Raw genomic sequence first — 15,074 nt, 5'->3', positions numbered from 1 at the left:
CGCGGCGGCCTCGCAGCAGCCTCGCCGCTCCGCCGCCGTTTGGTCCGCGATGGGCGCTGGGCTAAGGTCACGCCGTGCCCTGGCTCGCTGAGCTCGCCCTGCACCTGAGCCGCGTGCTTCACCTCGCGGTCCTCGCCATCGCGCCCACGTGGCTCTCGCCCGAGCCGCTGCCGCCGGCCGCGCTCGCGCTCTCGGGCGCGCTCTCGGCGGCCGCGCTCGCGGCGGCGCTCGGCCTGTCGGCGTGGTTCGCCGCGCGGATCGAGACGCGGCTCGCCAGGAACGGCGCGGCGCTGCTGTGGCTCGCGATCGCCGCGGCGCTCGCGGCCGCGCTCTACTACCGCGGGCCTCGCGCGCCGCTCGCGCAGGGGGTCGCGCTCGTCGGCGTGCCGCTGTGGGCAGCGCTCGCGACGCTCGCCGCGGCCGCGGCGGAGCACTGGCTCGGGTCGAGCTTCAAGCACCGGCGGATGGGGGCCGCGATCGTCGTGATCGGCCTCGGCGCCGTCCAGCTGCTCGGGGCCGCGCCCCTGCTCGGGTCGCGCGAGCGGATGTGGTGGGCGGCGCTGCGCCGCGACGGTGCGCACCTGCGCGCGGTCGACGAGCTCGCGAGACCGCTCCTCGATCGGCGAAAGCTCGACGAGCTCGACGGGGTCGCGGCGCGCTGCCTGAAGATGCACCCCGTCGCCGCCGCGCCCGCCGCGCCGGCCACGTGCGCCTGCCTGGCGCTCCGCGCCGAGGCGAGGCTGCACGCCAGGAACGCCGTCGCCGCCCTCCGCGACGCGGAGGCAGCGCGCGAGCGATGCCCGGATCAGCAGAGCACGCGCGCCGTCCTGGCCGAGGCGCTCGCCGTCGCCGGCCGCCCCGAGCGCGCAGAAGCCGAGGCGCGGGCCGCGCTCGAAGAGGGCGGCGACCCGTCGCGGCTCCGCTACGCGCTCGCCCTCGCGCACGAGCGCGCAGGCCGCCTATCGGACGCCAGGGCCGAGGCGGAGCGCGCGATCGAGGCCGGCGCCGGCCGGAAGGCGCAGCTGCTCGCGGGCGCGCTGGCCATCCTCGCCGGGGATCTCGACGGGGCGAAGGCGCACCTCGCGCCGCTCGCCGAGCAGGATCCCTCCGACGCCGAGGTGCTCTACAACCTCGCGCTCATCGCCGACAAACGCGGCGACTACAACGGCGCCCGCCAGGGCTACCTCACCGCCCTGAAGGCCGATCCGAGGAACGCTGAGGCGCGCTACAACGTCGCGCTCCTGACGTACCGCGCGGGCATCGTCGAGGAGTCGCGCCACCACGCGCGCAAGTTCCTCGACGCGTTCCCGGACGATCCGCGCGGCAGCCAGCTCGCGCAGACGACGGGCACGCCGCTCGGCGCCGCGGGCGGCGGCAGCGCGCTTCCGTCCCGGCCCGGCGCGCGGCGGTCCCCGCAGGAGCCCGCGGCGAGCTCGGGCTCTCGCTAGCGCCGCGCCCGAGGTCCCGCGAGGTTCGTGACGGGCAGCACAAGCCGCGACCGCATTGCGCCTCCGGTGCGGGCAAGCTGACGGAACCGACGGCAACCGATGGAACCGACGGCAACCGATGGAACCGACGGCAACCGATGGAACCGACGCGCGCCTCGACCGAACGAATTGCGCTGGCCAGCCGTTCATTTGCACGGCGCAAAGGTGACCCTGGACGGCCACCTGTGATATTCCCGAAGGTCTGGGAGGCTGCGTGACACCCGCCGCGGGGACCACCGTTGCCGATCGCTTTCGCCTCGTGCGTCCGCTCAGGCAAGGCGGGATGGGCTCGGTGTGGCTCGCTCAGCACATGGGCCTCGACATCCCGTGTGCGATCAAGTTCATGCACGCGCAGGGCGTCTCGAAGGAGGTGCGGCTCCGCTTCGAGCGGGAGGCGAAGGTCGCAGCGCAGATCCGCAGCCCCCACGTCGTGCAGATCCTGGACCACGGTGTGTGGCAAGGGACGCCGTACATCGCGATGGAGTACCTCGATGGGGAGGACCTCGACACCCGCATCCAGCGGGTAGGGCGGCTCGACCCGTACGACACGATGGCGATCACGGCGCAGGTGGCGCGCGCCCTCACGCGGGCCCACGCGGCCGGCCTTGTCCATCGCGATCTCAAGCCGGCCAACATCTTCCTCGTCCGGGACGACGACCGGGAGATCGCCAAGGTGCTCGACTTCGGCATCGCGAAGGACAGCACGCCGCGGGTCACCTCGACGACGAAGACCGGCTCGCTGCTCGGGACCCCCGCGTACATGAGCCCGGAGCAGGCGCAAGGGACCAAGCGCATCGATCACCGCTCGGACCTCTGGTCGCTCGCCGTCGTGGTGTTCGAGTGCCTGACCGGCAATCTCCCGTTCAACAGCGAGGCGTTCGGCGATCTGCTCCTCAAGATCATGGTCAAGCCGCTGCCCGTGCCGTCGCAGCTCGCCCCCGTGCCATCCGGCTTCGACGCCTGGTGGGCCCGCGCGGCGTCGCGCGAGCCGGAGGCCCGCTTCCAGAGCGCGAAGGAGTTCTGCGACGCGCTCGCGATCGCCCTCGACATCGCGAGCGACAGCTTCGAGCCGAGGATGAGCCTCGTCCCGTTCCGCGCGCCCGGCGAGCGCGCCTCGGTGGAGCTCGGGTTCGCCCCGCGCTCGAGGGCGAGCACGACGCCCCTCGACGCCGGGCCCGACAGCGCCGCGCCGTCGCTCGGCGACGCGGCCACGCTGGTCGCCTCGTCGGAGGCCGAGGCCGAGCGGATCTCGACGAGCTCCGGCGTGACGGTGGCCTCGCCGGGAGAGGCGCAGACGGCGTCCGCGATGTCGGGCCGCCATATGCGGTCGCAGACCGCCAGCGCGCTGGTCTCGGTGGTGTCTCCCCCGATCCGGCGGCCCGTCGTCGGGCGTGTGCTCGCCGCTGCGGGGGCCTCCGCGGTCGTCCTCGTCGCCGTCGGGTTCTTCGTCCTGCGCGGCGCGAGCCCCGGCGCCCCGGCCCAGCCGCTCGCGCAGCCGGCTCCCACGGCGTCGGCGTCCGGTGTGCCACGGGGCCCCGACGTCGCGGCGTCAGCCTCCGCGCCGCTGCGAGAGCCCGAGCCGCCCGCCTCGGCGGCCAGCGCTGCCGCGCCGGCGCCCGCGGCCTCGTCGTCGGCGCCCCGGAGCGGCCCGCGCGCTCCCGCGGCGAACCCCGCTCAGGCGAGGCCGCGTGCCCCGGCGCCGGCCGGTAGCGTGCGCCGCAAGCCGAAGCCGACGGATTTCGGCATCTGAAGTTCACCCGCAGCATCTCGCACAGACCTTGTTCGTATGGCTCGTCGACTAGGGATCGCTTCCTTGCTGCTCGCGCTGACCTGCGCGCCCGCCGCGCTGGCACAGGTCTCGGACGCCGATCGCGCCACGGCGCGCTCGCTCGCCGTGGAGGGGCAGGAGGCCCTCGAACGGCAGGACTTCTCCGCCGCGCTCGAGCGGTTCCGCCGCGCCGACGCCATCATCCACGCCCCGACGCTGCTGCTCGGCGTCGCTCGAGCCCAGGTGGGCGTGGGCCAGTGGATCGCGGCCCAGGAGTCGTACAGCCGCATCGTCCGTGAGGGGGCGCCGGAGAATTCGCCCGAGCAGTTCTTCGAGGCGATCGCGGACGCTCAACGCGAGCTCGACGCGCTCGCGCCCCGGATCCCGCAGGTGCTGATCTCGGTGATCGGGCCGGACACCGCCGCCGTCACGATCGATGGCGAGCCCGTGCCGCGCGCCGCCCTCGGGGTCCGGCGGCCGGTCGATCCGGGCGGCCACACCGTCCGCGCGGAGGCGGCGGGGTTCGCTCCGGCGGAGGCGAAGGTGACCCTCGCGGAGGGCGCCAGCGAGACCCTCGCGCTCGAGCTCAAGCCGGTCGCGTTGCCGCCGTCGGTCGCGTCGCCTCCGCCGGGCGCACCGTCGCGCGACACGGGCTCTGGCGCTCCTTCAGGCTCGGGCAGCAGCAGCCGCACCGTCCTCGGGATCGCCGCGCTGGGGCTCGGCGGCGTCGGCCTCGCGGCCGGCGCGGTGGGCGGCGTGCTCGCGATCGGCAAGCACCGCGACCTCTCGGAGCGCTGCCCCGCCGGCCGGTGCGACCCGTCGCTCCAGGGCGACGTCGACAGCTACCACGCGATGAGCACGCTCTCGACGATCGGGTTCGCGATCGGCGCCGTGGGCGTCGGCGCGGGGGCGTTCCTTCTCCTGACAGCGCCGAGGTCGCCGCAGCGCGCCGGGATATCGATCACACCCGTGATCGGGCTCGGCTCCGCGGGAGCGAAGGGGAGTTTTTGATGCACCAGGCGTTCCAGGTCGGCTTGATGCTCAGCGTTGCCGTCGCGACCGCCTCTGCATGCACAAGCGTGCTCGGCGACTTCACGGTGGGAGAGCCCGGCGCGAGCTCGTCCGGTGGGTCCTCCGGGTGCCCGCCTGGCATGGCGGACTGCAACGGCGACACGTTCTGCGAGGTGAACCTGCACGACGACCCCCAGAATTGCGGCGCTTGCGGCTCGGTGTGCCTGGACGAGGGGATGTGCAGCGAGAGCGGCTGTAGCGGGGTCACCGAGATCGCGCGCGGGTTCCCGACCCCGGAGGACGCGAACGCGAGGCTCCTCGTCATCTACCAGGACGAGATCTACTGGACGGCCGGCGAAGGCGCGAACGGCAGCGTGCAGAAGGTGCCGGCCCTCGGCGGGTCGGTCACGCTGCTCGCCGCCGGACAGAACGCTCCGTACGGGATCGCGGTCAACCAGCAAGGCGTCTTCTGGGCCAACCTCAACGACACGAACGTCATGTGGGTGGACCGTGAGGGACAGGAGACGCCGAAGGTGATCTACGACTCGAACCACGCGACCCTCGGCGTGGCGGCGGACGAGAGCGACGTGTTCTGGGCGCAGCGCGCGGCCGGCATCGGCGTGCCAGGGAAAGGCAGCCTCATCGGCAGGATCGCGATGCTCGACGAGTGGCCGAACGACGAGGGGGCGAACGACGAGTTCCACGAGGACGATGAGGCGTCGCCGCACCTCATCGCGCTCGACGCGGAGCACGTGTACTGGGTCGATCGGAGCGCGCGCGGCACGGTGAACCGGACGCGGCGAGACACCGGCGACACGGTCGAGCTGGCGGACGAGCAGCCGTTCCCGTACGCCATCGCCGTCGACGAGGCGTTCGTCTACTGGACCAACAGCCCGCGCGGCAACGACACCGACCAGCAAGCCGCCGTGATGAGGGCGCCGAAGGACGGCTCGCAGGAGGCGATGGCGATCTGGGAGCCCTCCGAGGACGACGACGTGGAGCACCCGTCCCCCGACTGCATCGCCGTGGATGGGAACGACGACTACGTCTACTGGACCGACCAGGGGACGCCCCGCGTCCTGCGGAGGCGCAAGGACGGCCGCGGGAGGCAGCAGGTGCTGTACGAAGGCGGCGCGCCGCGCGGGATCGCGCTCCACGGCGGGTTCGTCTTCTGGGTGGAGGAGAAGGGCGCCGGCGGGGTGCGCAAGCTGCCCCGCTGAGAGGGGGCGCGCCCGGCGCAGCCTCGCCTCGAGGTCGAGCGCCCGGGATCAGCCCGCGGCGTCGCGCAGCCGGTCGACGTCGACGCCCAGCCGGCCCGACATGTCGTCGGCGGCCGAGACGACCCGCGCACCCTGGATGATGTCCCGCGCCATGAGCTGCGTGGAGAGGATCGCGCAGAACGCCATGTCGTCGGTGTTGCTCATCGACTTGCCGCCGGTCTTGCGGCACTTCGCGACGAGCGACGCGACCGGCTGCGCATGCCAGATGCCCGCGTCCTTGATGGCGTCCGGCGACAGGCACATCTCCACGTAGTCCGGCGTCCCGCTCCCGAAGAACGGCTGCACGACGGGCGCGCGGTACGGCTGCTTCTTCCGCGCGAGGACGCCGGGCGGCAACAGATCGCCCATCGCGCGCTTCAGCACGTGCTTCTCGTCGAGGGTGCGGAGCTTGAGCGCGTCCGGCAGCGCGTCCGCCACGTCCATCACGTTGGGATCGAGGAACGGAAAGCGACCCTCGACCGAGTTCGCCATCATCATGCGCTCGCCCTGGGAGGAGAGCAGGTAGCCGGAGAGCAGGGTCGTGATCTCCAGGTACTGCGCGCGCGCGAGCGGCGTCCAGCGCATGAAGTCGGCGGGCAGCTGCTCCCTCAGGCGATCGGCCGCCGCGGTGTCGCTGACGCCCTCGCGCATCGCGGGGTCGAGCATCAGCTTGATGCGGCTCGTGGCGTCCCAGCGCGGGCGATGGGAGTAGAACGGGTCGTCCGTCTGCGTGAGGTTCCGCCCGAAGAATGCCTTCGCCATCTCGACCTGCGCGACCGGCGACCGCTGCAGGTAAGGGTAGAGCCGGAGGAGGAGCTGGGGCCGGAGCTTGCTGTCCGGGTGGCGCGCCCAGAAGCGGCGGACCCGGTCCTCGCGGAAGATGTCGTAGCCGGCGAAGAACTCGTCGGCGCCTTCGCCCGTCAGCACCACGCGGTACCCGCTCTGGCGGACGAGCCGCGCCAGGATGAACAGCGGCGCCGGGGCGGTGCGCAGGAGCGGGGCCTCGGCGTGGTAGACGACATCCGGAAAGACGCCGGCGATGTCGGCGTCACCGCACTGGATCGAGGCGTGGGACGTGCCGAGGTGCGCGACGGCGGCGCGCTGGTACTCGGTCTCGTCGAACTCGTGCTCGGCGAACTCGACCGAGAAGGTGCGCAGCGGAACCTCGCGGTTCGACGCGATCAGCGCCGCGACGATCGTGGAGTCGAGCCCGCCGCTCAGGTAGCTGCCGACGGGGACGTCGGCGCGCAGGCGGATCGTCGAGCCGCCGCGGACCGCCTCGCGCACGCTCGAGACGAGCGAGGCCTCGTCGCCGCCAGGCGCGCGCCCGTGGGGGAACGCGGGCCGGAAGCGGATCGAGACGCGCGGCGCCACGTCGCGATCGAGGTCGAGCGTCGCCGCGGCGCCCGGCGGGATCTGCTGGATGCCTTCGTACGGGGTGAGCGGGGCGACAGGCGCCCAGAACGTCAGGGCCTCGTCGAGCCCCTCGCGGGAGATCGCGCGGGGGATGGTGGGGTCCTGGAAGAGCGACTTCACCTCGCTGGCGAACCGGAGGACGCCGCGGTGGACCGTCCAGAAGAGCGGGTTGATGCCGACGCGGTCGCGCGAGAAGAACGCGCGCCTCCGCTTGACGTCCCAGAGGACGAACGCCCACTGGCCGTTCAGCCGATCGACCATGGCCTCGCCGTACTCAGCGTAGGCGTGGATCAGCGCTTCGGTGTCGCTCTTGGTTCGGAAGTGGTGACCCTTCGCCGTGAGCTCCTCGCGGAGCTCGATGTAGTTGAAGATCTCGCCGTTGAAGCAGACCCAGAGCGTCTCCTCGGCGTTGGCCATCGGCTGCCACCCGCCGTCGAGGTCGATGATCGACAGGCGGGCGTGGGCCAGCGCGACGTGGTGATCGCGGTAGATGCCGAAGCCGTCGGGGCCGCGGTGGCGCAGCGCTCGAGCCATCTTGAGGGCCAGGTCGCGGTCGGGGTTCGGCGCGTCGGAGCGGAGGTTGATCAGGCCGGCGATACCGCACATATCAGATGAGCTCGCTCTTCTTGACTTTGCCGCTCGCCGTCTTGGGGAGCGTATCCATGAACTCGACGAACTTGGGCACGGCGAACTCGTCGAGCTCGGACCGTACCTTCTTGCGGACGTCGTCGGCCGTCACGACGGCGTCGGGGGCCTTCACGACGGCGGCCTTCACCGCGACGCCGAGCACCTGATCCGGCACACCGACGACCGCCGCCTCGATCACGCCGGGGACCTTGCAGATCACCGACTCGACCTCGAGGGGGCTCACCTTCTCGCCGCGGGTCTTGATGATGTCGTCCTTGCGCGCGACGAAGTAGAGGTACCGCTCCTCATCCATCTTGAAGAGGTCGCCGGTGTGGAGCACGACCTCGCCCGGGAGGGGCCCCGGCCGGAGCGCGCGCGCGGTCGCGTCGGGGTTCTTCCAGTAACCGCGCATCACGTTCGGCCCGCGCACGACGAGCTCGCCCACCTCGCCCGGCTCCGCCCGCGTGCCGTCCTCCCGCTCGATCCAGAGCTCCTCGTTCGGCATCGCGATGCCCACGGAGGACGGTCGCTCCAGCGCCAGCGATGGCGGCAGGTAGCAGACGCGCGTGCACTCGGTCTGGCCGTACATCGCGACGAACGAGACGTTGGGCAGGAGCTCGCGGAGGCGCAGGAGCTGCGGCGCCGGGAGCCCGTACGCGGCGTTCGTCATGTAGCGGAGCGCCGACAGGTCGGCCTTCGCGAAGTTCTTGAGCGACAGCATCGAGGCGAAGATCGTCGGCACGCCCGCGAAGCCGGTGGCGCGCTCCTCGGCCATCTTCTGGACGATGGGCCACGGCATGGAGAAGCCCTTCTCCAGCACGACGGTCCCGCCGAACGCGTGCGTCACGAGCAGCTGGAAGAGCCCGTAGGTGTGCGACAGCGGCAGCACGCAGAGGATCACGTCGTCCGCCGTGTGCTCGAGGTACGCGCCGATCGCCGCGGTGCTGTTGCGGAGGTTCTGGTGCGTCAGCATGACCCCCTTCGACTCGCCCGTGCTGCCGCTCGTCCAGCAGAGCGTCGCGAGGTCGAGCTCGATGGCGCGGCGCTCCGGGGGGGCGTCGCTCGGCGCGCCGGCCAGCGCCTCCTGGAGGTCGCGCCCCTCGGGCGAGGGGCCGGCCGCCGCGGCCGGGGGCGCCGCGCCGCTCAGGAACGTCGCCGCGGGCCTCGCGGCGGGCGGGAGCTCGGCCACGGCGGCGAGGCCGTCGCGCATGCCGCGCGCCGCCACGAGCACGCGCGGCTCGGCGAGCGCCATCACCTGGCCGAGGCGCCGGGGTCGCATCGCGGTGCCGAGCAGCGACGGCACCCCGTCGGCCCGGAGCGTGCCGTAGTAGGCGACGACCGCGTCCACGCCGTTGTCGAGCGCGATCATGACGCGATCGCCGCGCTGCACGCCCGACTCGCGGAAGAGGGCGGCGCAGCGGTCGGCGAGCACGTCGAGCTCGCGGTACGTGAGCCGCCGCCCCTCGGAGACCAGCGCGACGTGGTCGGGGCGCGAAGCGGCGAACGATCGCAGCGCTGAGTCGATGAGAAAGCGATCCGAGCGCGGATCGCGACGAGCGGTGTGCTGCGTGCTCATGCGCCCCCCGGGGTGTTCGGGCTAGTTGCTGCTCTTCTTCCCGTTGACGTAGGTCACGAGCCGGGCGATCGAGCCGAAATTCTCCGGCACCATCTCCTCGTCAGCGACCTGGATGCCGAGGTCCTGCTCGAGGAACTGGACGATCTCGAGGACGGCCGTCGAGTCCAGGATACCTTGATCGAGCAAAGGGACCTCGGCCCCAAGATCGGCGGTAGCGCCCCTGTATCCGAACGAGGCGACCAGGAAGTTGCGAATCGTCGATTCGATGCTGGAAGTGCTCATGGAGTTAGTTCCTACGTCTATCACCCTCCAGGCTTTCCTGTCGAGAACACTCGGCGGAGCGGCGTTGCGGTGTGCAGGCCGCTGCAGACCGCAACGCCGCTCCGCCGTCGGGGGGACGCTGCCGAGGTGAGAGTCGCGACTCGCGATCTCGTCGCGAGTCCGTCGTGGTCGTGGAGCGGTCTCGCGCGAGCGCGTCCCGCCTCTCACGTCATCGTCGACGCGGGCTGCGCTGTTTCCGGTCGGTTTCACGCCCGGGGCAGCGCCGCCGGGCGTCGACGCCGGCCCGTGCGGCGCGAGGGGCGCGGATCGTCAGGCGTGGCTCTGATCGCGGACGAGCAGCGGCTGCGCGTGGAGGTACTGCGCTACCCGGCGCTTCGCCTCGATGTCCTTGAACACGCGCTCGACCTGCTCCGGCTTGATGCCGACGGCGGACGCCGCCTCCGCGGCCGGGACCTTGTTGTTGTAGGCGTAGAGGCAGAGGTCCATCTTGTCGTAGGGGAGCGCGAAGTAGAACTCGTCCTGCCCCTGAGGCATCGAGAACGTGTCGGTGGTCGGCGCGCGCCTGCGGATGTCGGCGGGGACGCCGATGTACTCGGCGAGCGCGTAGACCTGGCTCTTGTACAGGTGCGCGATCGGCTTGAAGTCCGCGGCGCCGTCTCCCTGCTTCACGAAGAAGCCCTGATCGTACTCGAGCAGGTTCGGCGTGCCGGCGGCGGCGTAATTGAGCCTGTCCGCGTGGTAGTACTCCATCATCTTGCGGATGCGCTGCTTGAAGTTCGTCGCGGCGACGAGCTGCAGGTACGCGTTCAGCGGCATCCGCTTCACCCGCGGCTCCTCGCCGGGCGGCTGTGCCGTCAGCTGCGAGACGTTCAGCCGGTCGCTTTCGAGGATGGAGGGCAGGGTGATCTTGAACTTCCAGCTCTCGTCGTAGTCCGGGTAGACCATCCGGATCGCCTCGTCCTGCCGCTCGTAGCAACGGAGGCCGGTCAGCGCGGGCTTGATGTTCTCGATGACCGCCTCGATGCCGAGCTGCTCGGCGAGCAGCTTGCCGAGCCGGAGCGCGTCGTCCGAGGTGTCGCGCTCGGGCATGAAGAGGCCGAGCACCTTGTCCTTGCCGAGCGCGCGGACGCACAGCGTCGAGACGACGGAGCTGTCGATCCCGCCCGAGAGCCCGACCACGGCCCCGCGCCGCCGCAGCGTGCCGAATACCTGATCCCGGATGGCCTGCTCGATCTCTTGCGCTACTGCCGGGGCATCGATCCTGAGGACGTCTCGCGAAAACATGATTGGCATCCACCCTTTCAAAAAGATGGACCAGCCTATTAAAACGAGGCGCGGCAGGGAACCCCGTTCGCTGCGAGCCGCCGCAAGCCCGGGCGGCCAAGCGAGGAGCCGGCGCCGGCTCCTCGCTTCGCGCGGGCGAGAGCAGCCCATCCGCCGCCGCTGCGCGGGCCGCGGCGGGGCGGCGCGGCCCCGTCAGGGCGCGGGCCGCGGCTCGCCGGTCGCGGAGAACTCGTTGGTCTCCGCGGCCAGGATCCAGAGCACCGCCATCCTGACCGCGACGCCGGCCTCGACCTGGTCGAGGATCACGCTCTGCTGGCCGTCCGCGACGCGCGGATCGATCTCCACGCCGCGGTTCATCGGCCCCGGGTGCATCACGATCGCGTCCGGCTTCGCGAGCGCGAGCCGGGCCGGGCTCAGGCCGAAGGTGCGGCTGTACTCGCGCGTGCTGGGCAGGAAGCTGCCGCTCAGCCGCTCGCGCTGCACCCGCAGCATCATCACCACGTCGGCGCCCTCGAGGGCGGGCTCGATCCGGTCGTAGAGGGTCGCGCCGAGCGACTCGCCTGCGACCGGCAGGAGCGTGCGCGGCCCGGCGAAGCGGACCCGCGCGCCCATCGTCGTGAGCAGGTGGGCGTTCGAGCGGGCCACGCGGCTATGGACGATGTCGCCGCAGATGGCGACCTCCAGCCCCTCCAGCCGCCCCTTGGCGCGCCGGATGGTGAACGCGTCGAGCAGCGCCTGCGTCGGGTGCTCGTGCGTGCCGTCCCCCGCGTTGATGACCGCGGCGCGCGTGCGCGCGGCGATGTGGTGCGGCGCGCCGGACGCGCTGTGCCGGATGACGAGGACGTCGGGCTGCATCGCCTGGAGGTTCTGCACCGTATCGAGCAGCGACTCCCCCTTGACGGCGCTCGATGTGGAGACGCTGATGTTGATGACGTCGGCGCTGAGGCGCTTGCCCGCGAGCTCGAACGACGTCCGCGTGCGCGTCGAGGGCTCGTAGAACAGGTTCACGACCGTCTTGCCGCGGAGCGTGGGCACCTTGCGCACGCTCCGCCGGGAGACGTCGAAGAGCGACTCGGCGGCGTCCAGGAGGGCCACGATCTCGGGCCGCGTGAGCCCCTCGATGCCGAGCAGGTGTCGGTGCGGGTAGATCCTCCTCATGCGCTGGCTTACGTCCCTTCCGGGGGAGCAGGGGGCTCCGAGATCTTGGCGCCGACGGCGGTGACGAGAGCCCAGAGCTCGCCGGCGCGCTCCACGACGTCGACGCGCTGCCCGGGGGCGAGCTCGACCGCGCGGACGATGTAGTCAGGGTGAATCGGCAGCTCTCTGCCGCCGCGATCGACGAGCGCGACGAGCTCGATCCGCTGCGGACGCCCGTAGTCGAGCACTGCGTCGAGCGCCGCGCGGATGGTGCGGCCGGTGTAGATCACGTCGTCGATCAGCACGATGCGCCGGCCGTCGACGGGGAAGGTGATGTGGCTGGGGCCGATGCGCGGGTTCGGCAGGGCGGTCGCGGCGTCGTCGCGGTAGAGCGTGATGTCGACGGCGCCGACCGGCGGCGATTGCCCCTCGATCTCGAGGAGCAGCGCGGCCAGCCGTCTGGCCAGCGGCTCGCCGCCCCGTCGGATCCCGATGAGCGCCAGATCGTCCACGCCGCGGCCACGCTCGGCGATCTGGAGCGCGATGCGCCGCAGGCCGCGCCCGATGGCGGCCGGGTCGAGCAGAGCTTCCATGGCGCGGCGAGGGCTAGCACAGCGAGCGCCCTGCACCCAAGGGCCGCGTGCGCCGTCCGCTGGATTCCCTGCTGGCCCGAGGAAGCGGGCCGCTCCCGGGCTCGCGTGCGGAGGAGGGAATGAACAGCGCGGCGCCGCGGCGGCTGAGCGGCGGCGCCGGCGCGCTCAGTCGGGCTGGTGCAGGACGCGCTGGGTGCGCTCGAGGAAATAGAACCGCTCGAAGCCCGCCCGCTGGAACGTGACCGCGCCGAACCCGTTCACGGCGATCGCGGCCGCGCCGAGGGCGTAGAACGGGACGCCGAAGCGGCGGCCGGAGACGGCGATCATGGCGAAGAGGAACGGGGCGAAGTCGTTGGAGAAGCGGTAGCCGAACTGGATCCAGCCGGTGTTCTGGTAGAAGAGGCTCGGCAGCGCGACCGCGGACGCCGTGGCGGCGAGCGCCCAGAACAGGGGCGGCGTGCGCCGGGGCCAGAGCGCCCACGCGTAGATCGGCGTCGTCACCCAGAGCGCGAGCCCGTGCACGTTGATCTGGAAGGGCGCGCCCTGCACGTGGGCGTACGGCAAGCTCGTGAGCACCACCGCGAGGTTGCGCGGCAGGTAGTGGTACGAGAAGAGCCCCCACTTCTCGATCCGCGCGCGCCAGGCGATGTGGAGGTACCGGTGCCCGAACTCGGTCGCGTCGCCGAACCGCGCGTGGTTGTGCCAGAGCAGCGCGGCCAGCACGAGCGCCGCGGGCGCGGCGAACAGGGCGAGCCGGCGCGCGAGGGCGCGCGGGTCCGAGCGGCCCGCGCGGAGCGCCTCGCAGAGGAACAGCGGCAGGGCGAAGCCGAGCGGCGTGCGGGTGGCGAAGCCGAGGCCCAGGGCGAGGCCTGCAGCGAGCGGGTGGGCGGCGTCGAGCGCGCAGTAGAGATAGATGCACGCGAGCGCGACGCCGACGACGTGCGCCGCGAACCACACCGTCCCTTGCACGGCGCTGAACCAGTAGACGCTCCCGAGCGCGAAGAGCAGCGAGAGCGCGACGTTCTCGGCCTGCGTGCGGCGGCTGCGCCGCGAGGCCGAGAGCTTCTCGAGCGCGAGGAAGAGGACGGCCGGACCGACGCCGGCGAACGCCAGGAAGAACTGCCCGTCGCGCACGCGCTCGGCGCTGCCGGCGAGCTGGACGAGCGGCGCGATGAGGACCGCGGGGAAGGGGGGGAAGCTGACGTAGTAGCGATCGCCGAGCGCGGCGAAGTCGTTGCCGCCCGCGTACGCCGGCGGCGGTCCGCCGAGGTCGAGGCGGCCGTGGAGCCACGCCTCGGCGAGCAGGGCGTAGTGGTTGTAAGGCGTGTGGACGGTGAAGAGCTCGCGCGAGCAGCTGACCGCGTACACGAGCGTCACGAGCACGTAGAGGGCGAGCGCGACCGCTCTGCGCCGGCTCGCCCGCCGTGCCTCCCCTGACGATTCCGGTCGCTTGTCGGCGGCGCTCGCGGCGGGGACCTCGGGCGTTGCGCTAGGGTCCATGCAGGGGCGACGCTACCATGCAGCCCCGTTCTGACGGCGGTCGTACTCGGTCTTGCGAGCCAACGCACCCCGCGCTAAACGCTCCGCCTTCACTGGCCCCGAACCCATGTCCAAGATCGCCCTCTCCGCCAATGACATCGACCTCTCCGGCACCTCGCTGGAAATGCCGCTGCCGACCGACTGGCTGAACGCTGAGCTCGCTGACGTCAACGTCACCAGCCGCGCGCCAGGCCAACTCTCTGCCCGCCTCTCCCGCACGGGGAACGAGATCGTCGTGCGCGGTCGCGTCAAGGCGTCTGTCGCCATGCCGTGCGCGCGGTGTCTCTCTCCGGCCGCGCTGGACATCGACGCCGAGCTCTCGCTCCTCTTGCGTCCGGCGCCGAAGGCCGAGGGCCACGGGCACGGCCACCGGCGGGACGATGCGGGGCACGGCCACCGGCGGGACGACGCGGGGCACGGCCACCGGCGGGACGACGCGGGGCACAACGGGGCGACGAAGGCGGTGGCCAAGACCAAGGAGCCCGAGTACGAGTTCTCGGCCGACGAGGCCGACGTTGACACGTACGACGGCGAGACGGTGGTTCTCGATCCGTTCATCCGGGAGGCCATTCTCCTCGAGATGCCGAACTTCCCCTTGTGCTCGGAGGCTTGCCCGGGTATCGGTCCTGCCGCGTCCCGAGAGGACCGCGAAGGCGGCTCCTCGACCCTCGCCCGCGGGGCGGTGGAGGAGGACGAGGCCGCTCCAGGCCTCGACCCGCGGCTCGCGCCGCTGAGCGCGCTCCGAGAGAAGCTTGGACAGAAGCCCGGCGGCTCTGACCGGCGCGCGCAACCTGCCTCAACTTCCCCGGCCAAGGCCGGGACACCGAAGAAGAAGACCAAGAAGGAGTAGCTCCGTGGCCGTCCCCAAGAGGAAAACCACCCCCAGCAAGCGCGACATGCGGCGCGCCAACCACGACAAGGTAACCCCCGTCCAGCTCGTTTCTTGCGAGAACTGCGGGGAAGCCCGGCTCCCGCACCGCGCCTGTGGCGCCTGCGGGCACTACAACGGGCGCAAGGCGAAGGCGACCAAGGCGACCGCGGCCACATGACAGGGGCGGGCGCGCGGACGCCGGCGCGCGTGAACGCTGCGCCCGC

13 protein-coding genes are annotated in these 15,074 nt (G+C 72.0%); 6 read left to right on the top strand and 7 right to left on the bottom strand.

What is annotated here, in order from left to right:
- The first annotated feature begins 74 nt into the window (after window positions 1-74).
- The 4 genes from WMF36_RS20260 to WMF36_RS20245 all read left to right on the top strand — a co-directional run bounded on the left by WMF36_RS20260 (window position 75) and on the right by WMF36_RS20245 (window position 5,486).
- Window positions 75-1,448 (top strand): tetratricopeptide repeat protein, encoded by a 1,374-nt coding sequence (locus tag WMF36_RS20260; RefSeq protein ID WP_437581263.1) that lies wholly within the window; start codon window positions 75-77, stop codon window positions 1,446-1,448.
- A gap of 253 nt (window positions 1,449-1,701) precedes the next feature.
- Window positions 1,702-3,237: a protein kinase domain-containing protein gene (locus WMF36_RS20255; RefSeq protein ID WP_437581262.1), complete on the top strand. Its 1,536-nt coding sequence runs from the start codon at window positions 1,702-1,704 to the stop codon at window positions 3,235-3,237.
- Between the two features lie 63 nt (window positions 3,238-3,300).
- Window positions 3,301-4,266 (top strand): hypothetical protein, encoded by a 966-nt coding sequence (locus WMF36_RS20250; RefSeq protein ID WP_437581261.1) that lies wholly within the window; start codon window positions 3,301-3,303, stop codon window positions 4,264-4,266.
- Window positions 4,266-5,486, top strand: coding sequence for a lipoprotein receptor (locus WMF36_RS20245; RefSeq protein ID WP_437581260.1), 1,221 nt, complete (start codon window positions 4,266-4,268; stop codon window positions 5,484-5,486). Before WMF36_RS20250 ends, WMF36_RS20245 begins: the two co-directional genes overlap by 1 nt.
- A 48-nt stretch (window positions 5,487-5,534) precedes the next feature.
- Here WMF36_RS20245 and asnB read toward each other — a convergent pair whose 3' ends face one another.
- From asnB to WMF36_RS20210, 7 genes are all read right to left on the bottom strand, one after another.
- The gene (asnB, locus tag WMF36_RS20240) at window positions 5,535-7,547 is read right to left on the bottom strand and encodes an asparagine synthase (glutamine-hydrolyzing) (RefSeq protein WP_437581259.1); all 2,013 of its coding nucleotides are present in this window, start codon (window positions 7,545-7,547) and stop codon (window positions 5,535-5,537) included.
- Between the two features lies 1 nt (window position 7,548).
- Window positions 7,549-9,144: a class I adenylate-forming enzyme family protein gene (locus WMF36_RS20235; RefSeq protein WP_437581258.1), complete on the bottom strand. Its 1,596-nt coding sequence runs from the start codon at window positions 9,142-9,144 to the stop codon at window positions 7,549-7,551.
- A 21-nt stretch (window positions 9,145-9,165) separates the two neighbouring features.
- On the bottom strand, window positions 9,166-9,426 hold the full coding sequence (locus WMF36_RS20230) for an acyl carrier protein (protein ID WP_061625355.1): 261 nt from the start codon (window positions 9,424-9,426) through the stop codon (window positions 9,166-9,168).
- Between the two features lie 309 nt (window positions 9,427-9,735).
- Window positions 9,736-10,710, bottom strand: a complete 975-nt coding sequence (gene nadE / locus WMF36_RS20225; RefSeq protein ID WP_437581257.1) for an NAD(+) synthase — start codon at window positions 10,708-10,710, stop codon at window positions 9,736-9,738.
- Window positions 10,711-10,902: 192 nt separating this feature from the next.
- Complete coding sequence (locus WMF36_RS20220; RefSeq protein WP_437581256.1) at window positions 10,903-11,868, bottom strand: aspartate carbamoyltransferase catalytic subunit; 966 nt, start codon at window positions 11,866-11,868, stop codon at window positions 10,903-10,905.
- Between the two features lie 8 nt (window positions 11,869-11,876).
- A complete protein-coding gene (pyrR, locus tag WMF36_RS20215; protein WP_437581255.1) occupies window positions 11,877-12,440 on the bottom strand; it encodes a bifunctional pyr operon transcriptional regulator/uracil phosphoribosyltransferase PyrR in 564 nt (187 codons plus the stop codon).
- A gap of 165 nt (window positions 12,441-12,605) precedes the next feature.
- Window positions 12,606-13,940, bottom strand: coding sequence for a hypothetical protein (locus WMF36_RS20210; RefSeq protein WP_437581254.1), 1,335 nt, complete (start codon window positions 13,938-13,940; stop codon window positions 12,606-12,608).
- 106 nt (window positions 13,941-14,046) lie between these two features.
- Between WMF36_RS20210 and WMF36_RS20205 the strand changes: the two genes are divergently transcribed.
- The gene (locus WMF36_RS20205; RefSeq protein ID WP_437581253.1) at window positions 14,047-14,829 is read left to right on the top strand and encodes a YceD family protein; all 783 of its coding nucleotides are present in this window, start codon (window positions 14,047-14,049) and stop codon (window positions 14,827-14,829) included.
- A gap of 4 nt (window positions 14,830-14,833) precedes the next feature.
- Complete coding sequence (rpmF, locus tag WMF36_RS20200; protein ID WP_020736516.1) at window positions 14,834-15,028, top strand: 50S ribosomal protein L32; 195 nt, start codon at window positions 14,834-14,836, stop codon at window positions 15,026-15,028.
- The last annotated feature ends 46 nt before the right edge of the window (window positions 15,029-15,074 follow it).

Origin of the sequence: Sorangium sp. So ce887, from assembly GCF_051521455.1 — a bacterium.
Lineage (GTDB): Bacteria > Myxococcota_A > Polyangia > Polyangiales > Polyangiaceae > Sorangium.
Note: the sequence above shows the minus strand (reverse complement) of the source record. Positions and strands in the feature narration are given on the sequence as shown.

Excerpts from the sequence above, each read along its gene's own strand:
- WMF36_RS20245 (WP_437581260.1), top strand. The coding sequence starts at position 4,266 with ATGCACCAGGCGTTCCAGGTCGGCTTGATGCTCAGCGTTGCCGTCGCG.
- asnB (WP_437581259.1), bottom strand. The coding sequence starts at position 7,547 with ATGTGCGGTATCGCCGGCCTGATCAACCTCCGCTCCGACGCGCCGAAC.
- WMF36_RS20235 (WP_437581258.1), bottom strand. The coding sequence starts at position 9,144 with ATGAGCACGCAGCACACCGCTCGTCGCGATCCGCGCTCGGATCGCTTT.
- WMF36_RS20230 (WP_061625355.1), bottom strand. The coding sequence starts at position 9,426 with ATGAGCACTTCCAGCATCGAATCGACGATTCGCAACTTCCTGGTCGCC.
- nadE (WP_437581257.1), bottom strand. The coding sequence starts at position 10,710 with ATGTTTTCGCGAGACGTCCTCAGGATCGATGCCCCGGCAGTAGCGCAA.
- WMF36_RS20220 (WP_437581256.1), bottom strand. The coding sequence starts at position 11,868 with ATGAGGAGGATCTACCCGCACCGACACCTGCTCGGCATCGAGGGGCTC.
- pyrR (WP_437581255.1), bottom strand. The coding sequence starts at position 12,440 with ATGGAAGCTCTGCTCGACCCGGCCGCCATCGGGCGCGGCCTGCGGCGC.
- WMF36_RS20210 (WP_437581254.1), bottom strand. The coding sequence starts at position 13,940 with ATGGACCCTAGCGCAACGCCCGAGGTCCCCGCCGCGAGCGCCGCCGAC.
- WMF36_RS20205 (WP_437581253.1), top strand. The coding sequence starts at position 14,047 with ATGTCCAAGATCGCCCTCTCCGCCAATGACATCGACCTCTCCGGCACC.